At 74.4% G+C, this 18,786-nt stretch carries 17 protein-coding genes; 8 read left to right on the top strand and 9 right to left on the bottom strand.

Annotated features, from left to right (window positions below):
• Together WME83_RS38215 and WME83_RS38210 are read right to left on the bottom strand one after the other, a co-directional pair.
• Entirely contained in the window at positions 1 to 471 is a 471-nt protein-coding gene (locus tag WME83_RS38215) for a hypothetical protein (RefSeq protein WP_437314633.1), read from the bottom strand.
• Complete coding sequence (locus WME83_RS38210; protein ID WP_437314632.1) at positions 468 to 1,223, bottom strand: hypothetical protein; 756 nt, start codon at positions 1,221 to 1,223, stop codon at positions 468 to 470. Before WME83_RS38210 ends, WME83_RS38215 begins: the two co-directional genes overlap by 4 nt.
• An 833-nt stretch (positions 1,224 to 2,056) precedes the next feature.
• Here WME83_RS38210 and WME83_RS38205 point away from each other — a divergent pair.
• Together WME83_RS38205 and WME83_RS38200 are read left to right on the top strand one after the other, a co-directional pair.
• A complete protein-coding gene (locus WME83_RS38205; RefSeq protein WP_437322090.1) occupies positions 2,057 to 3,469 on the top strand; it encodes a YcbK family protein in 1,413 nt (470 codons plus the stop codon).
• 12 nt (positions 3,470 to 3,481) lie between these two features.
• The gene (locus WME83_RS38200; protein WP_437314631.1) at positions 3,482 to 4,030 is read left to right on the top strand and encodes an NUDIX hydrolase; all 549 of its coding nucleotides are present in this window, start codon (positions 3,482 to 3,484) and stop codon (positions 4,028 to 4,030) included.
• Between the two features lie 519 nt (positions 4,031 to 4,549).
• On the opposite strand, the gene WME83_RS38195 is transcribed toward WME83_RS38200, so the two are convergent.
• Positions 4,550 to 5,530 carry a hypothetical protein gene (locus tag WME83_RS38195; RefSeq protein ID WP_437314630.1) on the bottom strand — a complete coding sequence of 327 codons (981 nt, stop codon included), beginning with the start codon at positions 5,528 to 5,530 and terminating at the stop codon, positions 4,550 to 4,552.
• A gap of 126 nt (positions 5,531 to 5,656) precedes the next feature.
• A complete protein-coding gene (locus WME83_RS38190; protein ID WP_437314629.1) occupies positions 5,657 to 5,923 on the bottom strand; it encodes a hypothetical protein in 267 nt (88 codons plus the stop codon).
• Between the two features lie 302 nt (positions 5,924 to 6,225).
• Between WME83_RS38190 and WME83_RS38185 the strand changes: the two genes are divergently transcribed.
• From WME83_RS38185 to WME83_RS38170, 4 genes are all read left to right on the top strand, one after another.
• Positions 6,226 to 6,615, top strand: coding sequence for a hypothetical protein (locus WME83_RS38185; protein ID WP_437314628.1), 390 nt, complete (start codon positions 6,226 to 6,228; stop codon positions 6,613 to 6,615).
• 292 nt (positions 6,616 to 6,907) lie between these two features.
• Complete coding sequence (locus WME83_RS38180; protein ID WP_437314627.1) at positions 6,908 to 7,285, top strand: hypothetical protein; 378 nt, start codon at positions 6,908 to 6,910, stop codon at positions 7,283 to 7,285.
• Positions 7,197 to 8,057, top strand: a complete 861-nt coding sequence (locus tag WME83_RS38175; RefSeq protein ID WP_437314626.1) for a Smr/MutS family protein — start codon at positions 7,197 to 7,199, stop codon at positions 8,055 to 8,057. The genes WME83_RS38180 and WME83_RS38175 overlap by 89 nt, the downstream gene beginning before the upstream one ends.
• Positions 8,054 to 8,797, top strand: a complete 744-nt coding sequence (locus tag WME83_RS38170; RefSeq protein ID WP_437314625.1) for a hypothetical protein — start codon at positions 8,054 to 8,056, stop codon at positions 8,795 to 8,797. The genes WME83_RS38175 and WME83_RS38170 overlap by 4 nt, the downstream gene beginning before the upstream one ends.
• A 28-nt stretch (positions 8,798 to 8,825) precedes the next feature.
• Here the strand turns inward: WME83_RS38170 and WME83_RS38165 are convergent, their stop codons facing one another.
• Together WME83_RS38165 and WME83_RS38160 are read right to left on the bottom strand one after the other, a co-directional pair.
• Positions 8,826 to 9,662, bottom strand: a complete 837-nt coding sequence (locus WME83_RS38165) for a hypothetical protein (RefSeq protein WP_437314624.1) — start codon at positions 9,660 to 9,662, stop codon at positions 8,826 to 8,828.
• Positions 9,663 to 9,687: 25 nt separating this feature from the next.
• Positions 9,688 to 10,704: an isocitrate/isopropylmalate dehydrogenase family protein gene (locus WME83_RS38160; protein ID WP_437314623.1), complete on the bottom strand. Its 1,017-nt coding sequence runs from the start codon at positions 10,702 to 10,704 to the stop codon at positions 9,688 to 9,690.
• A 290-nt stretch (positions 10,705 to 10,994) separates the two neighbouring features.
• Between WME83_RS38160 and WME83_RS38155 the strand changes: the two genes are divergently transcribed.
• The gene (locus WME83_RS38155; RefSeq protein ID WP_437314622.1) at positions 10,995 to 11,876 is read left to right on the top strand and encodes an OmpA family protein; all 882 of its coding nucleotides are present in this window, start codon (positions 10,995 to 10,997) and stop codon (positions 11,874 to 11,876) included.
• Positions 11,877 to 11,961: 85 nt separating this feature from the next.
• Here WME83_RS38155 and WME83_RS38150 read toward each other — a convergent pair whose 3' ends face one another.
• Positions 11,962 to 12,801 carry an AraC family transcriptional regulator gene (locus WME83_RS38150; RefSeq protein WP_437314621.1) on the bottom strand — a complete coding sequence of 280 codons (840 nt, stop codon included), beginning with the start codon at positions 12,799 to 12,801 and terminating at the stop codon, positions 11,962 to 11,964.
• A gap of 91 nt (positions 12,802 to 12,892) precedes the next feature.
• Here WME83_RS38150 and WME83_RS38145 point away from each other — a divergent pair, with 91 nt between their 5' ends.
• Positions 12,893 to 13,675, top strand: coding sequence for a class I SAM-dependent methyltransferase (locus WME83_RS38145; RefSeq protein ID WP_437314620.1), 783 nt, complete (start codon positions 12,893 to 12,895; stop codon positions 13,673 to 13,675).
• A 60-nt stretch (positions 13,676 to 13,735) separates the two neighbouring features.
• Here WME83_RS38145 and WME83_RS38140 read toward each other — a convergent pair whose 3' ends face one another.
• Together WME83_RS38140 and WME83_RS38135 are read right to left on the bottom strand one after the other, a co-directional pair.
• Entirely contained in the window at positions 13,736 to 15,595 is a 1,860-nt protein-coding gene (locus WME83_RS38140; protein WP_437314619.1) for a hypothetical protein, read from the bottom strand.
• Between the two features lie 338 nt (positions 15,596 to 15,933).
• Positions 15,934 to 18,492 carry an alpha/beta fold hydrolase gene (locus WME83_RS38135; RefSeq protein ID WP_437314618.1) on the bottom strand — a complete coding sequence of 853 codons (2,559 nt, stop codon included), beginning with the start codon at positions 18,490 to 18,492 and terminating at the stop codon, positions 15,934 to 15,936.
• Positions 18,493 to 18,786 lie beyond the last annotated feature (294 nt).

The following is an 18,786-nucleotide window of genomic DNA, read 5'->3' as shown; positions in this document are numbered from 1 at the left end:
CTAGCGCTGCGCCGCGCGCGCCGCGGGGGCCGGGGCGGGCTCGGCCCCGCTGCCCGTGCTCAGCCCGAGCTCGCGCATCAGCTTCGCCGTGAGCTTGAAGTAGGAGCTGCGATCGTACGGCTGGTTCAGGATGTGGAAGTCCTTGCGCACGAGGCCCACGCAGCCGAAGCAGTAGGTGCAGCCGGTGCAGTCGACCGATTTCACGAGGTACGACGACTGCGTGCACCGCTCGGACGCGACGCAGTGGCTGCAGGCGATGAGATCGCGGCAGCCGCGGCAGTGCGTGCTGTCGGAGCAGCGCTGCGAGTCGACGCAGTAGTGGCACCGCTGGAGCGCCTTCGAGTTGCGGCAGAACGTGCAGTCGACGCAGCGCTCGCACCCGACGCACGCGACGCACCGCTCGTTGCCCGTGCCCGTCTCGAACGCCTGGATCAGCTTGCGGAGCTCGGCCTCGAATTCCGCGCGCGTCATTCCGCCTCGACGCTCGCTTCGGAGATGCCGCCGCCCTCGCGCTGGGCCGCGCCGTCCGCCGCCGCGTGGGGCAGGGCGGCCTCGCGGCTCGACGGCCGCGCGTGGGAGCCCGGCTCGGCCGAGGGGGCGCCCGCGCCCGGGGCCTCGGGCCTGCCGCTCACCTGGCGGCGCAGGCGCTCGGCGGCCTCGCGCGTCGCGGGCTCCTCCGCGAACTCCTCGATGCGCCGGAGCCGCGACTCGAGCACGGCGCGGCGCTTCGGCAGCTCGGCGACGAGGATGCCCGAGAGCTCGTCGATCGCCTCCTGGATGCGCTGCTCGTCGCTGTGCTCGAGCAGCTGGAGGTACACGTCCTGCTCTGCGGGGAAGGTGTGGCCGGCGCGGAGGAACTCGTTCGCGGCCTTGGAGATGTTGGGCCGGCCCGACGCGCAGAGCAGCTTCGACAGGAGCCGCTGGCGCTCGACGGCCTTCGGGTCGCTCTGCGGAGGCGGCGCGAGGACGATGCGCCCCGGCGCCTTGGAGGCGGCGTCGCGCCCGGACTTGGCGCGCCCGCCCTTGCCGTCCTCGGCCTCCGGCTCCTTGCGCGGGGAGAAGAGCGCCTCGAGCGCGGCGCGGTGTTGCTTCGCGGCCCGCCGGTCCTCGCCGCTCTGTGTTGGGCGCGGCAGCCCCGCGCTGTTGGGCTGGCCACGGCCATAGGCCGTGTGGAGCTCGGGATTGTGCCAGACCTTGGTTGCGTCTCTACGAATTCGCCGCATGTCGTGCCCCTGCTGACCTCGGAGCGATCATGGACGCGCCACCGGGTTCGGCTTCCGCATCCCGCGTGTGGCGCCCCGCTTGCATCGATGGTGTGGTGAATGAGGCTGGTGCGTGGTTGGCCGGGCGCTTCCCCCGCGATCCGCGATGGCCCGGACGATGTTGCACCTGGGGCGCGATGCCTGCCTCCGGGCTGATCGCGCTGGTCGCGCTGATCGTGAAGGCAGGGTCCCGCCGCAGTGCGTAGCGCGCCGGGCGATACCCGGCCGCGGTACCGCGTGGTGAGGGGCTGTGCCCCCGTGCACCCCGGAACCGCGCTCACGACCCGACCGCAGTCGCGAGGCAGCTGGTTCCTACCACAGCCTTTGGTCAGCGCCGCAGAAAATTGGGCTGCCCTCCGCACTTCATGACATTCGTGTCCTCAGAGCGCTCGGTCTTCGGGGGCTCGGAGGTTCCGAGCTTCGCGGCTTCCGAGCTCCTCGACCTTCTCGAGCTCCTCAAGCTTCCGGGCTCCCCTTCTGACCTTCCACGAGGGGCGTCTCGGAGACGCAGTTTCGACGCGGATGACCTCGTTCCAGGTCGATTCAAGAAGCGGACCGCCGACGGCCTTTCCAATCCCACATCCTGCGGACGGGCGGGGACGCCGTGTCCGGGAGATCCGATCCGTGGTGGATGCCACTCGCACCCGACCCGACTGGAGCTTTCCATGATCAGCCTTCGATCCGTGAGCAGTGCAGGCGCGGCGCCGCGGGACGCAGGGGGGGCTGTGCGCAGCGCGGAGCCGCGAGCGCGTCTCTTTCGTGCTCGCGCTGCCGCGCTGGCGGCGCTGGTGAGCATGGCGGTGCCGGCCGTCCTGGCGGGTCCGGCGCGCGGGGAGGTGCTGCCCCGGGCGCACGCCGCTGCGAAGGCCGAGGAGAAGGCTGGCAAGCGGGACCGCCGCGGGGATCGTGGCGATCGTGCGCCGGGCTCTTCCGCGTCTCCGTCGGGCGCGGAGCACGGGCAGCGGACGGAGGCGCGGGAGAAGCCGCTCCGTGGCCGCGGGAAGACCGCGTCCGCGGCGAGCGGCGCGGCGGGTGACGAGGCGGCGAGCGGCGCCAGCGGTCGGAAGGCTCGCGGCCGCGCGCAGGCGTCGCAGGCGGCCGAGGGCGCGGGCGCGAAGCAGGGCGGTGCGGCCAAGGTGGCCGGGGGGAAGAAGAAGGAGAAGCGGCGGGCGGCGCGGACGGTCGAGAGCAAGCGGCGCGGCGCGAAGAGGGGGCTCGACAGGGAGGCGCCTCCGAAGCCGTGCCATGGGCCGGTGCTCTCGATGGATCGGAGCGGGATCGAGCCGGAGCGCCTCGAGCTCGTCGACTGCAAGGGCAAGCCGCGCGAGGAGGCGCGGCGCGCCCTCTCTTTGCTCGCGCGCCCGTGGGGCACGCCGCGGCCGACCCTGGACGGCGAGCGCGCGGCTGCGCCGAAGGCGGAAGCGGCGGGCCGCAAGCGGCGGCCGGCGGGCGACAAGCGGGGAGCCGCTTCCGGCAAGGCGAGCGGGGCGAGCGCGGTGCACGCCGGGGAGGTCGCGCCTGGCGTGCGGCTGCTCGATCCCGGGCTGCTGACGCGCATCGACGCGCTCGCGCGGCGGTATCCGGGCCGGCTCGTGTCGCTCGTGAGCGGGTACCGGCCGCAGAGCCAGGGCAGCCTGCACCAGACGGGGCGGGCGCTCGATCTGCGCATCGCGGGGGTGCGCAACGACGAGCTCGCGGCGGCGTGCCGTGCGCTCGCGGACACGGGCTGCGGGTATTATCCGAACAGCTCGTTCGTGCACGTCGACGTGCGCGCGCCCGGGACGGGGACCGTGTCCTGGATCGACGCGTCCGGGCCCGGCGAGGTGCCCCGCTACGTCGCCGCGTGGCCGCCGCCGCAGGACGAGGCGCGGTCGGCGACGGAGGCGGTGTCCAGCGACGACGCGGAGGAGGTGCTCCGGCGGGAGCGCCGCGACAGGCCGGCGCCCGTGGCGGAGAAGGCGGCGAGCGCCGCGCCGGCGGCGGTGGCGAGCGCGGTGCTGGAGAAGGCGGCGAGCGCGGTGTCGGAGAAGGCGGCGGGCGCAGGGCCGGAGAAGGCGGCGGGCGCAGGGCCGGAGAAGGCGGCGGGCGCAGGGTCGGAGAAGGCGGCGGAAAAGTCGACGAGCACCTCGCCGGAGAAGACGGCGCGCGCTGTGCCGGAGAAGTCGGCCGGCGGCGCGCCGGAGAAGACGGCGGGCGGCGCGCTGTAGTAGGGAGGCGCGATGGGCATCACCATCCCTCGCCGGCACGCCTCGGCGGTCGCCGGTACGTTCGGTCCGCTGGCGGTCCATCGCCATGAGGTCGTGGCCGAAGGCGCGCCATATCCTGTCTTCACGCTCGAGCTCGCCGACTGGGTCTCGGTGGCCGCGGTCACCGATGCTGGGGAGTTCGTCCTGGTGCGGCAGTTCCGGTACGGGGTCGACGCGGTGACCGTCGAGACGGCGGGCGGCATCGTCGATCCCGGGGAGGAGCCGGCGGCCGCGGCGCTGCGCGAGCTCCTCGAGGAGACAGGATATGCCGCGGCGTCGATCGAGCCGCTGGGGTGGGTGCACCCGAATCCGGCGCTCCAGGCGAATCGCTGCTCCCTTTACCTGGCGCGCGGCGCGCGCTGGGTCGGCGAGCCCGAGGGCGACGAGCACGAGAGCACCGAGGCGGTCGTGATGAGCGCCGACGAGGTGACGGCAGCGATGCAGGACGGCCGGATCAGCCACGTGATCGCGGTGGTCACCCTGCTGCGGGCGCTCGCCGTCGCGAACTCGGCCCCGCGCTGACCGCGGCGCCCGCAAGGCGGTCGGCCGGGGCCGCCGGGCGGCGGTGAGGACCGCTCCCGAGGTCGAGGGATCGAGCTTTCAAGGCGGCGGAACGGGATCGGCGCTCTTCGGAGCGAGATCTCGGGTCGCTGGAGCGAGATTTCGGGTCGCGGCTGCAGAAACATGCCTCCGTTCCACGGGATCGGAGGTCTCGAGGTCGCGCGGCGGGGTAGGGGCACATCTCCAGACCCCGCGCGCGGTTCTCGAGAGCCAGGATTTCGTTCTCGAGAGCCACCCTCTCGTTCTCGAGACCCCCCTCGGCGGATCTCGAGACCCCGCTTTCCGTTCTCGAGACCCCCCTCGGCGGACCTCGAGACCCCGCTTTCCGTTCTCGAGACCCGCGCCCGAGGTTCGGGCGAGCGGATCTTTCGTTCGCTCGACCGAAGGCGCCGTTCAGCGGACCGAATTCTGCGCGCGATCAGGCGCGCCAGCTCCGTGGCTGGTTCGACGCGCCCGGCGAGCGGGGAACGGAGCGGTCGCCTACTCCTCCTCGTCGAGCTCCGAATCTTCCTCGTCGCTCTCCACCTCGTCGTCGCCGTCCTCCGCCTCGTCGCCCGCGTCCTCGTCGCCGGTCTCCGCGCCGTCGTCTTCCTCCTCGACGGCCTCTGTACCGCTGGTCGAAGCGCGTTTGGCCGTGGTGAGGCCGAGCTTGAGCTGGGCCTTGACGTTGAACACCTGCCGGAAGGTCGTGGCCCAGTCGTTGAACCAATCGCGGAGATCGTCGAGGCCTTCGCGCTGCTCCTGATAGGCCTTCGCGAGCTCGGCGGCGGACACCCTGCGCTCGGGCGGCGAGCCCCCGCCGACCTCGAGCCTGCCGAGCATGCCGCGGACCTCGTTCAGCTTCTCGTCGGTCAGGCCGCGCTTCACGAGCGTCTTGCGGACCTGCTTCGCGTCGGCGTCGTCGCTCTGCGAGAGGCCGTCGAGGCGGGAGAGGAAGGTGCGAACCGACACGATGACGGCCGGCCCGAGGGGCTGTTGCTCGAGGTTCTTGAAGAAGGCGGCCTCGAAGGCCTCGCGGCGGGCGCGGGGGACGACGCGGCGAATGACGGCCCGCGCGCGCGGGAACCAGGTGTTCTCGAAGGCGTCGACGTCCTGGAGCAGGCGGAGCCGCTCCGCACCCTCCGCGGCCCCGCCGCCCGCGACCTCGGCGAAGAGGTGCTCGAGCGGCTTCGCCTCGCCCGAGGCGAGCCGGAGCAGCCGCCAGCCTTCGCGATGCTCGTCGGCGGTATAGCCCTCGCGCCGGGCGCGCGCGCTGAAGGGGGTTGTCTGGATGTTGACCAGCAGCTTGAGGGAGCGCTCGAGCAGATCCTGCTCCGCGGCAGTGAGGACGAGCGGCGGCGGCGCATCCTCGGACGAGCCGGCAGGTGTGGATTGGGCGGATGCCTTCTTCGGGGACTTGGGTTTGGCCATGAGATGATCCTCCGGTGGTGGTGAGGGTAATTGCGCATTTCGTCGGCACACAACCGCCTTCGCCCGGCCGAATCGTGCTCTCTCTTCAGCGCATCTCACAGCGTCCCGACGGCGATTCCGTCGTCCCACGTCACCATGCTGCCATCGTTGTAGACTTCTACATCGATCGAGCGCCGTCTACCGTTCCGTTGTTATCGGATAGGATCCGCTCCGCGGGTGCCCTTTCAGCTCCACCTCCTCCTCCACTTTCCTCGCGTTGGCCTCGGCCTTCCGCGCCTCGATCGCCGCGACGCGGGCGCGCTCGGCCTCGGCCTCGGCGCGCTCTCGGTCCTCCACCGGGTCGCGGAGCAACAGCTCGGCCAGCATGCGCTGCGCCTCGCTGTCTCGCCGCGCCCTCTCCGCCGCTCTCCTCGCCTCCGCCGCGCTCGCGACTGCCCGCAACATGTCCTCGTTCCGCGATCGCCGATGACCTCTCGGGCGCCCGCGTGACCCCTTGAGTCGCGCCCCGACCCCGGTACGGACAGCGCGCACGCCAACGTCGGGCGCTGTCCGCTGTCCATCCCTTGCACACGAGACGCCTCGCCGGACGGGCGCCCAGCCGCAGAGCCGAGGCTCTCGGGAATCCACACCTCGGCGCGCGGCACCCGGCGATCCGCCGCGACGGGCCTCGCGCTTGCATCGCCGTGGACGCAGCCTGCATGGGACGACACCCGGCAAGCCGCTCGGATCGTGAAAAGGAGTCGCCGATGAAGCTGGTGAAAGCGCTCGGTGCGCTGGCGCTGCCCGGGATCGCGCTCGGCGTCGCGCAGCTCGCGGCAGCGGAGGACACGGTACCCGTCCAGGAGCTCGCGATCGTGGAGGAGACGGCGAGCCCGACGCTCGCCGACGCGCGGATCCCCCCGGACGATATCCCCTATCGCGGGGACCTCCGGCCGTACAGGCCCTTCCGGCCGTATGGGCACTTCGTGCCGTACAGGCCCTTCCGGCCGTATGGGCACTTCGTGCCGCACAGGCCGTTCCGGCCCTTCCGGCCGTTCGATCCCTACGACGGGCGGCTCGGTGACCGCGGGCGATCCGAGGCGGCGCCGGCCTGGGGCTGCCCCATGCCCGCCGTGAGCCTCCAGGACCATCGCTGACGCCGCCGACGGCGCATCTCCCCAGCATCGCCCGCCCGCAGGAGAGCGGCGGCGCGCCGTGCGCGGGTTGAGCGGCGGCGCGCCGTGCGCGGGCCGAGCGGCGGTGTGCCGCGAGCGGGCCGAGCGGCGGCGCGCCGTGAGCGGTCCGAGCGGTGGCGCGCCGTGAGCGGTCCGAGCGGCGGCGCGCCGTGAGCGGTCCGAGCGGCGGCGGCGCGCCGTGAGCGGTCCGAGCGGCGGCGCGCCGTGAGCGGTCCGAGCGGCGGCTCCGGTCCGATGAAGTATCCTGCGCCCGATGCCCTCTCCCGATGCAGCCGGGCCCGGCGCCCGGCAAGCCGCCCTCCCGCCCGCCGAGCTCTTCCATCGCATCTTCGAGCTGCTCGCGGCCATGGAGGAGGCGCAGCGGAGCAAGGTCGTCGAGCTCGCGCGGCGCCTCATCCCCACGCTCACGGCCGAGGACATCCGCAACCCGCACGACTTCCCCGGCCTCGACGACCCCGACTGGCACTTCGAGGACGGGCAGCTCGCCGGCATCGAGGCCGTTCGGTTTGCGCTCCGCGGTCTCGCGCGCGATGTTCTGGGGGATGGCGAAGGGCGCGAAGCGCGAGAGAGACCCGAGAGCGACGGCCAGCCCGGGGCGGGCCGCGAAGGCGGCGGCGCACAAGGCGAATGAGGCGTTTTACCAGCCGTTCTCCACGCTCCGGCAGCTGACGAAGCCGAAGCCCAAGCCGGCCGCGACGCCCGAAGCGAAGGCCAAGGCCGCCGCGCCCGAAGCGAAGGCCAAGGCGGCCGCGGCGCCCGAAGCGAAGGCCAGGGCGAAGGCGGAGCCCGAGGCGAAGGCCAGGGCGAAGGCGTCCGCCGGCGCGGCGGCGCAGGCAGGCGTGGAGCCGGCCCCGCGGCCCGTCGACCCCGAGACGTTCGCCATCTACATGGCAGGCGTCCGCGTGCTCGAGGACCGCGTGAACCGGATCCCGGTCACCGCGAGCCGCGTCGAGCGCGCCGCGCTGCCGACGATCGCGTCCGATCCGGACGAGGAAGCGCGCTCGCGCATGCGCTCGCTCGTCATCGAGGGCATCAAGTTCGAGACCACGGACGACAGCGCGCGCATCGAGGGCAGGCGTCTCGACGTCGATCCGCGCGAGCTCCGGCGGCTCCGGCGCGCCCGCTACGCCGTCGACGGCACCCTCGACCTGCACGGCCTGAGGCTCGAGGCGGCCCGCGAGGCCGTCGAGGCCTTCGTCTGCAAGCGCCAGCGCGACGGCGATCGCGTCGTCGCCATCGTCCACGGCAAGGGCAACCACTCGCCCGGCGGCCACGCCGTGCTCCGCGGCGAGATCGCCGCCTGGCTCAGCAACGGCCGCGTCGCCCGCCACGTCGCCGCGTTCGCGACGGCGCCGGACGCCGAGGGCGGCGCCGGCGCCTTGCTCGTGCTGCTCGCGCGATGAGGCCGGAGGCGCGCGCGGAGCCTGCCAAGACGCCGGGGCACGCGCGGCGGCCGGACGCGCGCGCCACGCGCGGCGGTCTGCTGCCGGCCGCGCGCGCGGCGCGCCGCGCCCTGCTGCTGGCCGCGGCGCTGCTCGCCCTGCTGCCCGCGTGCGCGCCGGCCCCGGCCGCGCCGCCCACGCCGCCGCCGAGGCCCGCGCCGCCACCGCCCCCGCCTTCGCTCGGCGACGGCGAGCTCGGCGAGTACCGCTCGGATCGCTTCGATCTCCTGCTCCCATTGCCCGACGCGCGCGGCTTCCGCGTCGAGGACGGCGAAGGCCCCTGGCTCGTCGCGACCCACGCCGCGTCGTCGACGTCGCTGCTCGTCCGCACCTGGCGCGAGGACGGCCGCGCGAGCCGCGCCGCGTGCGAGGCGCGCGCGCGGCTCTGGCGCGACCTGCCGCGCCCCGACCAGAGCCTCACCGCCGTGGAGCGCCGGATCGACGTGCCCGAGGGCTTCGACACCGTCGTGGCGATCGGCGTCGCCGACGCCCCGCCCGGCGCGCCGATCGACGGCTTCGCGGTCGCCTTCGGCGGCTCCGGCCGGCGCTGCTTCGCCTTCGTCGCCGAGACGCGCGCCGCGGGGCCCTCCGCCGAGCGGCTCGTCGCCGAGCGGCTCGCCGCGGTGGTCGAGATCTCGCTCGGCGGCGTCCGCCTCGTGCGCGAGACCGCGCCCGCCGTGCCGCGCGAGCCGCTGCCCTGAAATCGAGCCGCCGGCCCGAGACCGAGGCTCAGCGGTAGACGCCGCCCCGCGCGCGGGCCTCGAGCGCCGCGGCGAGCTCCTCCTCGCCGATCGACCACGCCTCGGTCGACAGCTCGCGCGCCTCGGCGGGCTTGAGCGCCTCGAGCGCCTGCGGCGCGAAGCGCAGCCGCGACAGGGACAGGAGGCGCTCCAGCGCCTCGGACGTCGCGCCGCTCCGGAGCTCGCTCCGCCACGCGCGCTCGATCGCCTCGAGCCGCGCGGGGCTCTTCCACGCGTCGGCGAGCACCACGCGGCCGAGCCGCGCGTCGATGGCGTCGATCCCGGTGGGCAGCGCGACGATCGCCTGCTGCGCCGCGCGCGCCGGATCGCCGAGGCCGAGGGAGAGCAGCGCCCGCGCCGCGTCGAGCAGCCGCGCCTCGTCGGGCCGGAGCGCGGCCCGATCGACGTGCGGGAGCCGCTCCAGCGCGATCGCGTAGCGCTCGCGGCGCGCGGCGTCGATCACGGCGGCCAGCGCGCAGAGGGCCCGCGCCGTCGGCGGCGAGAACCACGGATCCGCGCGCTCGCTCGGCCGCTGCGCGGGGTCCTCGAGCTCGAGAGCGGCGGCGCGCCACACCGACGCGCGCGCGGCGAGGACGGCGCGCGTGGCCTGCACCGCGAGCAGGAAGAGCGCGACCGCGGGGAGCAGGCCCTTCGCGCCCCAGCGCTCGCCGAGGAGGCAGCTCGCCCCGACGAGGAGCGAGAGCAGGAGGGCGAGCGTCAGCCGACGCCGGCGCCGCGCGGCGTCGCCCGCCGAGCCGGCAGCCCCGTCCGTCACGCCGACGATCTCGGCGCACCGCTCGAGCAGCCACGTCCAGGCAGATCCCACGTCCGCGGGATCAGGATGCCCGCCGCTACGCCTCCGCGCGAGGCCTTTCGATCTCCGCGCAGAGCGCGCGGGTGAAGTCGTCGGTGCTCGCGGCGCCGCCGAGGTCGCGGGTGCGCACCTGGCCGGCGCGGTAGACGGCGGTGAGCGCGCGCTCGATCCGGTCGCCGGCCTCGTGCTCGCCGAGGTGCCGCAGCATCATCACGGCGCTCTGCACGAGCGCCGTCGGGTTCGCGTAGCCCTTGCCCGCGATGTCCGGCGCCGACCCGTGCACCGCCTCGAAGACCGCGGCCTCGTCGCCGATGTTCGCGCCGGGCACGATCCCGAGGCCGCCGACCAGGCCGGCGCCGAGATCCGAGAGGATGTCGCCGTACAGGTTCTCCGTCACGAGCACCCCGAGCTTGTTGGGCTCGCGGACCATGGTCATGGCCGCCGCGTCCACGATCATCTCGCCGAGCTGGACCTCGGGGTGACCGACGGCGACGCGCCGCGCGCAGTCGAGCGCCAGGCCGTCGGAGAGCTTCATGATGTTGGCCTTGTGGACGATGGTCACCTTGCTCCGGCCGTGCTGCTTCGCGTACCGGAACGCGAACTCGGCGATGCGCGTCGAGCTGCGCTCGGTCGTGAGCTTGATGCTCTGGGCCACGCCGGGCAGGATCATGAGCTCGAGCCCGGCGTAGAGCCCCTCGGTGTTCTCGCGCACGATGACCATGTCGACGTCGAACCGCGGCTCGACGCCCGGCAGGCTGCGGATCGGCCGCACGTTGGCGTAGAGGTCGAGCGTCTGCCGGAGCGTCACGTTGACCGACCGGAACCCGCCGCCGATCGGCGTGGTCACCGGGCCCTTGAGGGCGATCCGGTTCTTCCGCACGGCGTCGATGACGGGGAGGGGGAGCGGCGAGCCCGTCAGCTTCGCCACCTCGATGCCCGCGTGGTGGATCTCCCAGTCGACGGCGACGCCGGCGGCGGAGACCACGTCCTGAGTCGCCTTCACGACCTCCGGGCCGATGCCGTCGCCGGGGATCAACGTGATGCGATAGGCCATGGTCCGTCCCCTTAGCAGGTGTGCTGGCGGGAACAATGGGCAAGCGAGCCCGAGCGGGCGCCTCCCTGGCGGCGCGCGCCGCGCAACGGCCGACGCCGACGGGCGCGCCACGCCGGGGAGGCGCGCGGGGCGACCGGGGGAGGTGGTGCGATGCGCCTTTTACAACCGCGGCCGACCTCGCTAGGGTACGCCCCCGCACGGCCTGACGGGCCGCTGTCCCCTGGAACCGGGCGCGGGCCGGGCCATCCGCCCCCGCCGATGTTCACCAACTAGAGTGAAGGAGCGTGCTCATGCACCCTCGTGTCTTGAAAGGTCGCCGCCTCGCTTTCGCGGCCTTCCTGCCTGCCGTGATCGCGTCGTTCTCGCTGGGGTGCGGCTACTCCGAGGAGGAGTGGAAGGCCCAGCTCGACAAGTACAGCCGCCTTCAGAGCCAGCAGCAGAGCACGGAGCAACGCCTCGCCGAGACGCAGAAGGCGCTCGAGGTGGAGCAGGCGAAGGTCGCGGAGCTGACGAAGCAGCTCGAGGCGGCCGGCGTCGACATCAGCAAGCTGAACGAGAACCTCCAGGCGACGAGCACGCAGGTGTCGCAGCTGAGCTCGACGCTCGAGGAGCGCGAGAAGGCGCTCGCCGAGTTCAAGGCCCGCGCCCGCCAGCTGGAGCAGATCAAGGCGCGCTTCGAGACGCTCCGGAAGAAGCTGGACGAGCTCACGAAGCTCGGCCTCGCGGTGAACATCCGGAACAACCGGATGGTCATCTCGCTGCCGGGGGACGTCCTCTTCGACTCCGGGCGCGAGACGCTGAAGAAGGAGGGCAAGGAGATCCTCCTCAAGGTGGCGACGGTCGTCCGGAACGACCCGTCGCTGCTCAACCGCTACTACCAGGTCGCCGGCCACACCGACAACAAGCCGCTCGCGGGCGGTCAGTTCCGCGACAACTGGGGCCTGTCGCTGATGCGCGCGCGCGAGGTGCTGCTGTACCTGGTCAGCCCGGCCGACGTGAAGGGCGGCGGGGGCGCGCTCCCGGTCGCGAAATGGAGCGCGGCGGGCTTCGCGGACACCGACCCGGTCGCGACGAACGACACGGACGAGGGGCGGCAGAAGAACCGCCGGTGCGACCTCATCGTGGTGCCGAGCGTCGAGGAGATGCTCGACCTCAAGGCGATCACGCAGTAGCGCGGGATCGCGCGGCGCGCGCTGCTGGGGCGGCGCGCGCGGCCGCGGTCCGGATCCACGCTCGCCGGGCGCGTCTCCTGCGCCGTCAGGTCGGCTCGGGCCAGCTGCTGTGGCCATCGCCGCCCGGCCAGGGCGGCGCGGTCCTGCGAAACTCGCTCGGCGTCTGGCCGGTCACGGCGCGGAACGCGGCGGCGAACGCGCCGAGGCTCTGGAAGCCGACGTCGACCGCGACCTGCGTGACGCTGGCGCTCGGGCCGGAGAGCAGGTCGAGCGCCCGGAGCACGCGCGCGCGCGTGACGAAGGCGCGCCACGTGACGCCGGTCTCCTCGCGGAACCGCCGCCGGAGCGTGCGCTCGGTCGCCCCGGCGAAGGCCGCGGCCCGCGCGAGATCCGCGCCCGCGACGTCGCCGAGCGCGCACGCGATCGCCCGCTGCACCGGCGGCGTCCTGCCGCGGGGCAGCCGGTACGTGGCGCCGCGATCGAGGAGCGGCGCGATGAGATCCGCCATCGCCGCGAAGAAGGTGTCGGCCGCGGCGTCGTCCGGGCGCCGCGCGACCGGCCAGCGGCGCGCGTAGATCACCATCTCGCGCAGGAGCGCGGTCACCTCGAAGACCCTCACGGCCGCGAGGGGGGAGGGGAACGCCGCGGGCTCGAAATAGATCGAGACGATCGACGCGTCGCGACGGGTGGTCGCGTGCGGCTCGCCCGCGGGGATGAGCGCGGCGCGCTGCGGGGGGAGCAGGAAGGACGCGTCCTCGACGTCGAGGCGCGCCGTGCCGGCCAGGGGACAGAGCAGCTGGTGGCGCGCGTGCGTGTGCCAGGCGTAGGCGGCGCCCGGCAGCTCGTCTTCATAGGAGAACGCGCGCGCGGGGACCTTGTCGAGCCCGAGCCTGGCGAGGTGCTCGGCGGTCTCCGTGGGGGTCATGACGCGGGCTTGCACGGCGTGGCCTCTCGGCGACGATCTTTGTCCTGTCGCCGGCAGCCGTAAAGACGGAGGTGGTCCACCCTCGTGCCCCATGAGCCAAGCCGATCCCACCAAGCATGATGCGCTGATCCAGGAACAGTTCACAAGGCAGGCGAGGCCGTTCGCCGAGGTCCCCGCCCACTCGGCCGAATCCGCCATGGCGCTGCTGCTCGACGCGCTCGCGCCGGCGCCGAGCGACACGGCCCTCGACGTCGCCTGCGGGCCGGGCATCGTCGCCTGCGCGCTCGCGCCGCGCGTGGCGAGCGTGCGGGGGCTCGACATCGTCCCGGCGATGCTGGACGAGGCGCGGAAGCGACAGGCGAGCCTCGGGCTCTCCAACGTCACCTGGGAGCTCGGCGACGCGAGCCGGCTGCCCTATCCGGACGAGAGCTTTCGCGTCGTCACGACCCGCTACAGCTTCCACCACCTGCTGGATCCGCTCGTGACGCTGCGCGAGATGGCCCGCGTGTGCCAGAGGAACGGGCGGGTCGCGGTGATCGACGTCGCGCCCGCCGAGGACAAGCGGGACGCGTACGACGCCGCCGAGAAGATCCGCGATCCGTCGCACGCGCGCGCGCACACCGAGCGCGAGCTCGGCGCCCTGTTCGGCGCGGCGGGGCTCGAGATCGAGACGACCGCGCGGTACAGGCTCGAGGTGGAGCTCGAGGCCGCGCTCCGGGCCTCCTTCCCGGAGCCCGGCGGGGCGGACCGGCTCCGGGCCCTCTACCGCGCCGACGTCGGCGTCGACGCGCTCGGCGTCGGCGCAGAGCTCCGGGGGGACGAGGTGCGCTTCGCGTATCCGATCGTCATCCTGGTAGGGCGCAAGCGCGGCTGAGCCGAGCGGCGCGCGGCACGGCGCAACGACGGCGCGACGACCGCGCCGGGGGCCGGGAGCTCAGGGGGGCGGCGCGGCCGGGCAGGAAGGGTCGGTCGTCGCCTCGACGTCGTCGACGTGCAGCGTCTCCTGGCCGAGCGGCTCGTCGCAGACGCCGCTGGCCCCCAGCTTGAAGGAGAGGTGCTGCGGCCTGCCCGCCGTGCGCGGATCCAGGCAGATCGTCCGCTGCGTCCAGCGCTCGCTCGCAGGGAGGGCGGCGCCCGGGGTCGAGGAGGCGGTCGCCGCGCGGAGGTCGCTCGTGCGGTACCAGAACTTCAGCGCCGGGCCGGCCGTCCCCTCGGGCTCGGGCACCGTGAACACGGTGGAGGCCGACGGCTCCCGGCACGGCTTCTTCACGGACAGCGAGAGCGAGACGTCGCCGGAGTGCGCGGCGGCGGCGTCGACGGCGAGCCTGGCGCTGCCGCGCGACGGATCCTCCGCGTTCAGGACCCACGCCGGCGAGAGGCTCGCGCCGGCGCCGGCGTTCTCGAAGCCGGGGTCGAACAGCGGCGCGTCCCCGGGGCACCGATCGTCGGAGACAAAGGCGAGCTCATCCACCGCGAAGTCGCGTTGGTTCTCGTCCGTGCACGGCTGGCTGTTCCGGTTCCGGTAGGCGAAGGCGAGCCTGTGCGCCATGCCGAGCGCCCACCGGGGCAAGCAGATGTGCGAGACCTGCGCCTCGCCCGTGCCCGTCAGCGCCGTCAGCTGGTGCGTGCTCAGCGTGACGTTGACGATCGCGCCTGGGCTGCCCTGGCTCCAGATGCGGAGCGCCGGGTTCGGCAGCGCGGGGGAGGGCAACGGGGCCGAGACCGTGCCCTCGAGCGAGGGATACTGGCAGAAGTGCGTGGTGCCGATGTGCCCGCCCTTGCCGCCGCCCTGGCCGAGGCCGCTCGTGACCTCGGAGACGCCGTTCTCCGGCTTCGCCGTCCAGCCCGCGTCGCCTGCCTCGAAGTCGCCGTTCAGCACCTGGCCCGGCAGGGGACAGTCGCTCATCTCATCCGGTCGAATCGCGACGTCATCGAAGGCCAGGATATACCCCTGTCCGGCCTCCTCGTCGCACTGGGGGGATCTCCGGGAGGGCCCGAGGAGCAGCTCGATCTGCCCGCCATAGGCGCGCTCTCCCAGGCAGACGCGCTGCGGGGCGAAGGACGAAGAGGGCATGAGATCGAGGTTCGTGAAACCGCCGTTGATGCGGACCCCGACGCCCGGGGGACCGATGCAGTCCATGCCGGCGTCGCAGGCGACGTGCGCGGCGAACGTGAGGAGCAGCGGCTCGGCGCACGCGAGGTCCGGCATCGTGAGCCGCTGAGAGAAGCCCGCCATCTGGCACACCGCGCCCCGGCCGATGACCCCGGCCCCCGGGTTGCCGTTGCCCTCGGCCTCGGGTTCGATGAGCGCGGCGCCCGTGGCGCTCCAGGCGTCCGCGCTCTGGAACGAGGGATCCTGCGGGCCTCCCTGCCAGACGCACTCGCCGTCGACGATGGCGTATCCGTCGGTGCAGCCGCAGCCCGAGATACACACGCCGTCCGCGCAGCGGAGCTCGCCGGCGCACTCGCCGAGAGACCCGCACGGACAGCCCTCCTCTCCGGGAGGACAGCCACCGCCGCCCGCCTCGCCGCCCGCGCCCTCGTCGCCGCCGCCAGCGCCCTCGCCCGCGCTCCCGGCGCCGCCTTCGCCCGCGCTCCCGGCGCCGCCCTCGCCCGTGCCCCCGGCGCCGCCCTCGCCCGCGCCCCCGGCGCCGCCCTCGCCGCCCCCGCCGTCCGCATCCGTCGTCGCGCTCGACGCTGCGGCAGGAGCGCCCTGCTCCGTCCCGGAGCAAGCGCTCGCGAGCGCGCCGATCAAGGCGCAGCCCCAGGTGAGCGCGCGTGTCCACATATTCATCAATTCAAGTTAGCGGTCGAATCATGCACCGGCAAGGCGGATACCGTCTTTGCGCAACACGCTAGATAGATAAGGAGATCTCTCAAGTGATATCGGGCAAAACCGGAGAGAGCGGCGCTGCGCGCTGAATTCGAGCGCTTTCGCGCGGCGCTCGAATGGGCTCGAACACCCATTGAGCGAGCGCGAGCGCCCGAGGGGCGAGCGCCGGTCCGGCGGCGCTCCGCGCGAGCGGCATATTCCCCACACGAGCCCCGCAGCGCGAGTCGATGGACGTCCGCCGTCGCGGCGCCGGAGGACGTTCATCGACTCACGACGTGCTCGGGGCAGCGCGTCACGCGTCAATCGCCGGAAGCGGCGCCGGAGGTGCCGAGCGCCGCGGGCGGCACGAAGCTCGAGACGGTGCTCGCCCCGGCGGCCTCTGCGTCGAGGAAGGCCCGCAGCTCGGCGAGCAGCGGCCGCGACGCGCCGACGAAGGGCAGGTGATCGTCGCCCGGCAGCTCGACATAGCGCGCGCCGCGGATGCGGCTCGCCAGGTCGCGCCCCGCCGCCGCGGGGACGGCCCGATCGCCGGCCCGGTGCAGCACCAGCGACGGGGCGCTCACCCGGCCCAGCGCCGACCGGAGGTCGGCCGCCGCGTGCGCCCGGAGCATGCGCGCCGCCCCGCTCGGGCTCGCGCCGTGGCGCAGGTACGCGGCCCAGGAGCGCCGGAACGCGGCGTCCTCCGCGGCCGAGGGGGCGAGGCGATCGAGGAAGAGCGGCTCGCCCCAGCCGCTCCGCAGCGCGCGCTCGGCCTCCTCGGCGTCCTCGCCGGCGAGGCCGAAGAGGCACCCGGGCCAGGCCGCCATCTGCGCCGCGCTGCCGAGCGCGATCAGCGCGCGCGCCCGCGCCGGGTGCGCCGCCGCGAGCAGCGCGCACGGCGCGAAGCCGCCCCCCACGCCGAGGAGCGCCGCCCGCTCCACGCCGGCCGCGTCCAGGACGGCGAGCAGATCCTCGGCCTGCTGCTCGGCGGGGGCGCCGGCGCCCTCGCGCTCGCTCATGCCGGTGCCGCGCTGATCGAGCACGATGAGCCGCGCCCCCGCGCCGAGCTCGGCGAAGAACCGGGACATGAGCGCGTCCTCCCACGCGGCCTCCACGTGCGTCACCCACCCCTGGACGAGCACCAGATCGAGCGGCCCGTGGCCCGCGGCCCTGTAGGCCAGGCTCGCGTCCGCGCTCGTGGCGAAGCGGGTCTCCGCCGCGAGCAGCGGCGCCGGCGCCCGCGCGGAGGAGACCGCCGTCCCCCGCGCGCCCTCGAGCCCGCGCCGCATCGCCTCGGCGATCTGCGCGTACGCGCCCGCCCACGCCCGCGCGGTGGCGGGCGTCCACGCGTCGCCTTCGAGCGCCTCGAGCGCCTCGAGCAGCGCCCGGCCCACGGCGTCGAAGTGCTCGGGCAGCGTGGCGTAGGCCGCGTGGCGGCGCCCGAGCGCCTCGAGCATCTCGAGCAGCTTGTCCGGCGCGCGCAGGTTGTCGATCACGAGCTGCAGCGCCGCGGCGAGCTTGAGCCGCTGCTCGCGCATGTCGGGCGGGAACAGCGCCCGGAGCGCCGGCTCCCGGTCGAAGAGCCGCTCGTAGAAGCGCGAGACGAGCTCCTCGGCGCGCGGCGCGAGGCGCGCGAAGGAGGCGCCCACGACGTCCGCGTCCGTCTCCGGCGACCCCGCGGACGCGGGCCCGGAGCGCACGATCTGGAACGCGCGGCAGAGCGCCTCGGTCTCCTCGAGCGCGGCCTGCACCTCCTCGGCCGACGCGAAGCGCGCCCCGGGATCGCGCAGGACGCAGCGGTCGATGACCGCGGCGAGCATCTCCGGGACGTCGGGGCAGAGCGAGCGGAGCGGCGGGAGCGCGCGCGCCGTCACCCAGCTGGCGATGGCGTGCAGGTCGAGCCCGGCGTGGGGCAGCCGGCCCACGCACAGCTCATAGAGGACCAGCCCGAGCGCGTAGACGTCGGACTGGAGCGTGCCGGCGGTCCCGGTCCAGAGCTCCGGCGCGAGGTAGAGCGGCGTGCCCATCATCGTGCCGCCGTGGGTCAGGCCGGCGGCGTCGAGCGCGGGCGCCGCGTCGGGCTGCGTGAGGATCGCGGTCGTCACCGCCGACGCGTCCGAGAGCGGCCGGCGCGCGGGCGCGCCGGGGGGCCTCGATGAGACGCGCCGGCCCGCGTCGCCGCCGGCGGACCGGTCGACGAGCTTGGCGAGCCCGAAGTCGAGCAGCTTCACCTCGCCGCTCGCGTCGAGCATCACGTTCGCCGGCTTGATGTCGCGGTGCAGGACGCCCCGCCGGTGCGCCGCGGCGAGCCCGCGCGCGAGGCCGAGCGCGATGCGCAGCGCGGCCTGCCACGGGACCGGCTTCGGGAGCAGCTCGAGCGGCTCGCCCTCGACGAACTCGTAGGCGATGTAGGGCCGCCCGCGCACCTCGCCGATCCGGAAGACGGCGACGACGTTGGGGTGCTGGAGGCGCGCGATCGCGCGGGCCTCGACGCGCAGCCGCTCGATGGTCCTCGGATCGGGGTTGTCCGCGGCGACGAACTTGAGCGCGACGGGCCGGTCGAGGACCTCGTCGTGGGCGAGGTACACCTGCCCCATGCCCCCGCGGCCGAGCGGCCTGACCACGCGGTAGTCGTCGAAGGCCGAGGGCGGCGCCCACGGCTCCGAGGACGACGGCGGCGGCTCGGCCTCGCCGGAGCCGTGCTCCGTCGAGGGGAGCAGGAGCGGCGCGCCCACGTCGCTCTCGCTCGGGCGCGCCGAGATCGCGGCGCGGCAGTCGGCGCAGCCGTCGACGTGCGCGCGCAGGGTCGCCGTGGCCTCGTGCGGGAGGCGGCCCTCGAGCCAGGCGGCCAGGGCGTCTTCGGACGGGCACGGGATCATGCGCTGCGGTTCTCCGGAGCGGCATTCTCCGTGCGAGGAGTGTTCCGCGCAATGGCGGCGCGGGCTCTGCCGCGCCGCGCTGCGCCGCTGCCGTCGCGAGACGGAGGCCGTCTGTCCCGGCCGCGCCGCGTCGACGCGCGGCGCGGGCCCGGCAGAGGTGCGTGCCGGCGGCGCGCGCGGGCACGTCGCCGGCGGTGGACCGGCCGAGGAGCGTGCTGGCGGCGCGCGCGGGCACGTCGCCGGCGGTGGACCGGCCGAGGAGCGCGAGCGGCGCGCGCGGGGGGCATCGCCGGC

Origin of the sequence: Sorangium sp. So ce385 (assembly GCF_051474135.1) — a bacterium.
Lineage (GTDB): Bacteria > Myxococcota_A > Polyangia > Polyangiales > Polyangiaceae > Sorangium > Sorangium cellulosum_D.
Note: the sequence above shows the minus strand (reverse complement) of the source record. Positions and strands in the feature narration are given on the sequence as shown.

Bases quoted from the DNA above. Each gene is read 5' to 3' on its own strand.
- WME83_RS38215 (WP_437314633.1), bottom strand. From the start codon at position 471: ATGACGCGCGCGGAATTCGAGGCCGAGCTCCGCAAGCTGATCCAGGCG.
- WME83_RS38210 (WP_437314632.1), bottom strand. From the start codon at position 1,223: ATGCGGCGAATTCGTAGAGACGCAACCAAGGTCTGGCACAATCCCGAG.
- WME83_RS38205 (WP_437322090.1), top strand. From the start codon at position 2,057: ATGGCGGTGCCGGCCGTCCTGGCGGGTCCGGCGCGCGGGGAGGTGCTG.
- WME83_RS38200 (WP_437314631.1), top strand. From the start codon at position 3,482: ATGGGCATCACCATCCCTCGCCGGCACGCCTCGGCGGTCGCCGGTACG.
- WME83_RS38190 (WP_437314629.1), bottom strand. From the start codon at position 5,923: ATGTTGCGGGCAGTCGCGAGCGCGGCGGAGGCGAGGAGAGCGGCGGAG.
- WME83_RS38185 (WP_437314628.1), top strand. From the start codon at position 6,226: ATGAAGCTGGTGAAAGCGCTCGGTGCGCTGGCGCTGCCCGGGATCGCG.
- WME83_RS38180 (WP_437314627.1), top strand. From the start codon at position 6,908: ATGCCCTCTCCCGATGCAGCCGGGCCCGGCGCCCGGCAAGCCGCCCTC.
- WME83_RS38175 (WP_437314626.1), top strand. From the start codon at position 7,197: ATGGCGAAGGGCGCGAAGCGCGAGAGAGACCCGAGAGCGACGGCCAGC.
- WME83_RS38170 (WP_437314625.1), top strand. From the start codon at position 8,054: ATGAGGCCGGAGGCGCGCGCGGAGCCTGCCAAGACGCCGGGGCACGCG.
- WME83_RS38160 (WP_437314623.1), bottom strand. From the start codon at position 10,704: ATGGCCTATCGCATCACGTTGATCCCCGGCGACGGCATCGGCCCGGAG.
- WME83_RS38155 (WP_437314622.1), top strand. From the start codon at position 10,995: ATGCACCCTCGTGTCTTGAAAGGTCGCCGCCTCGCTTTCGCGGCCTTC.
- WME83_RS38150 (WP_437314621.1), bottom strand. From the start codon at position 12,801: ATGACCCCCACGGAGACCGCCGAGCACCTCGCCAGGCTCGGGCTCGAC.
- WME83_RS38145 (WP_437314620.1), top strand. From the start codon at position 12,893: ATGAGCCAAGCCGATCCCACCAAGCATGATGCGCTGATCCAGGAACAG.
- WME83_RS38140 (WP_437314619.1), bottom strand. From the start codon at position 15,595: ATGAATATGTGGACACGCGCGCTCACCTGGGGCTGCGCCTTGATCGGC.
- WME83_RS38135 (WP_437314618.1), bottom strand. From the start codon at position 18,492: ATGATCCCGTGCCCGTCCGAAGACGCCCTGGCCGCCTGGCTCGAGGGC.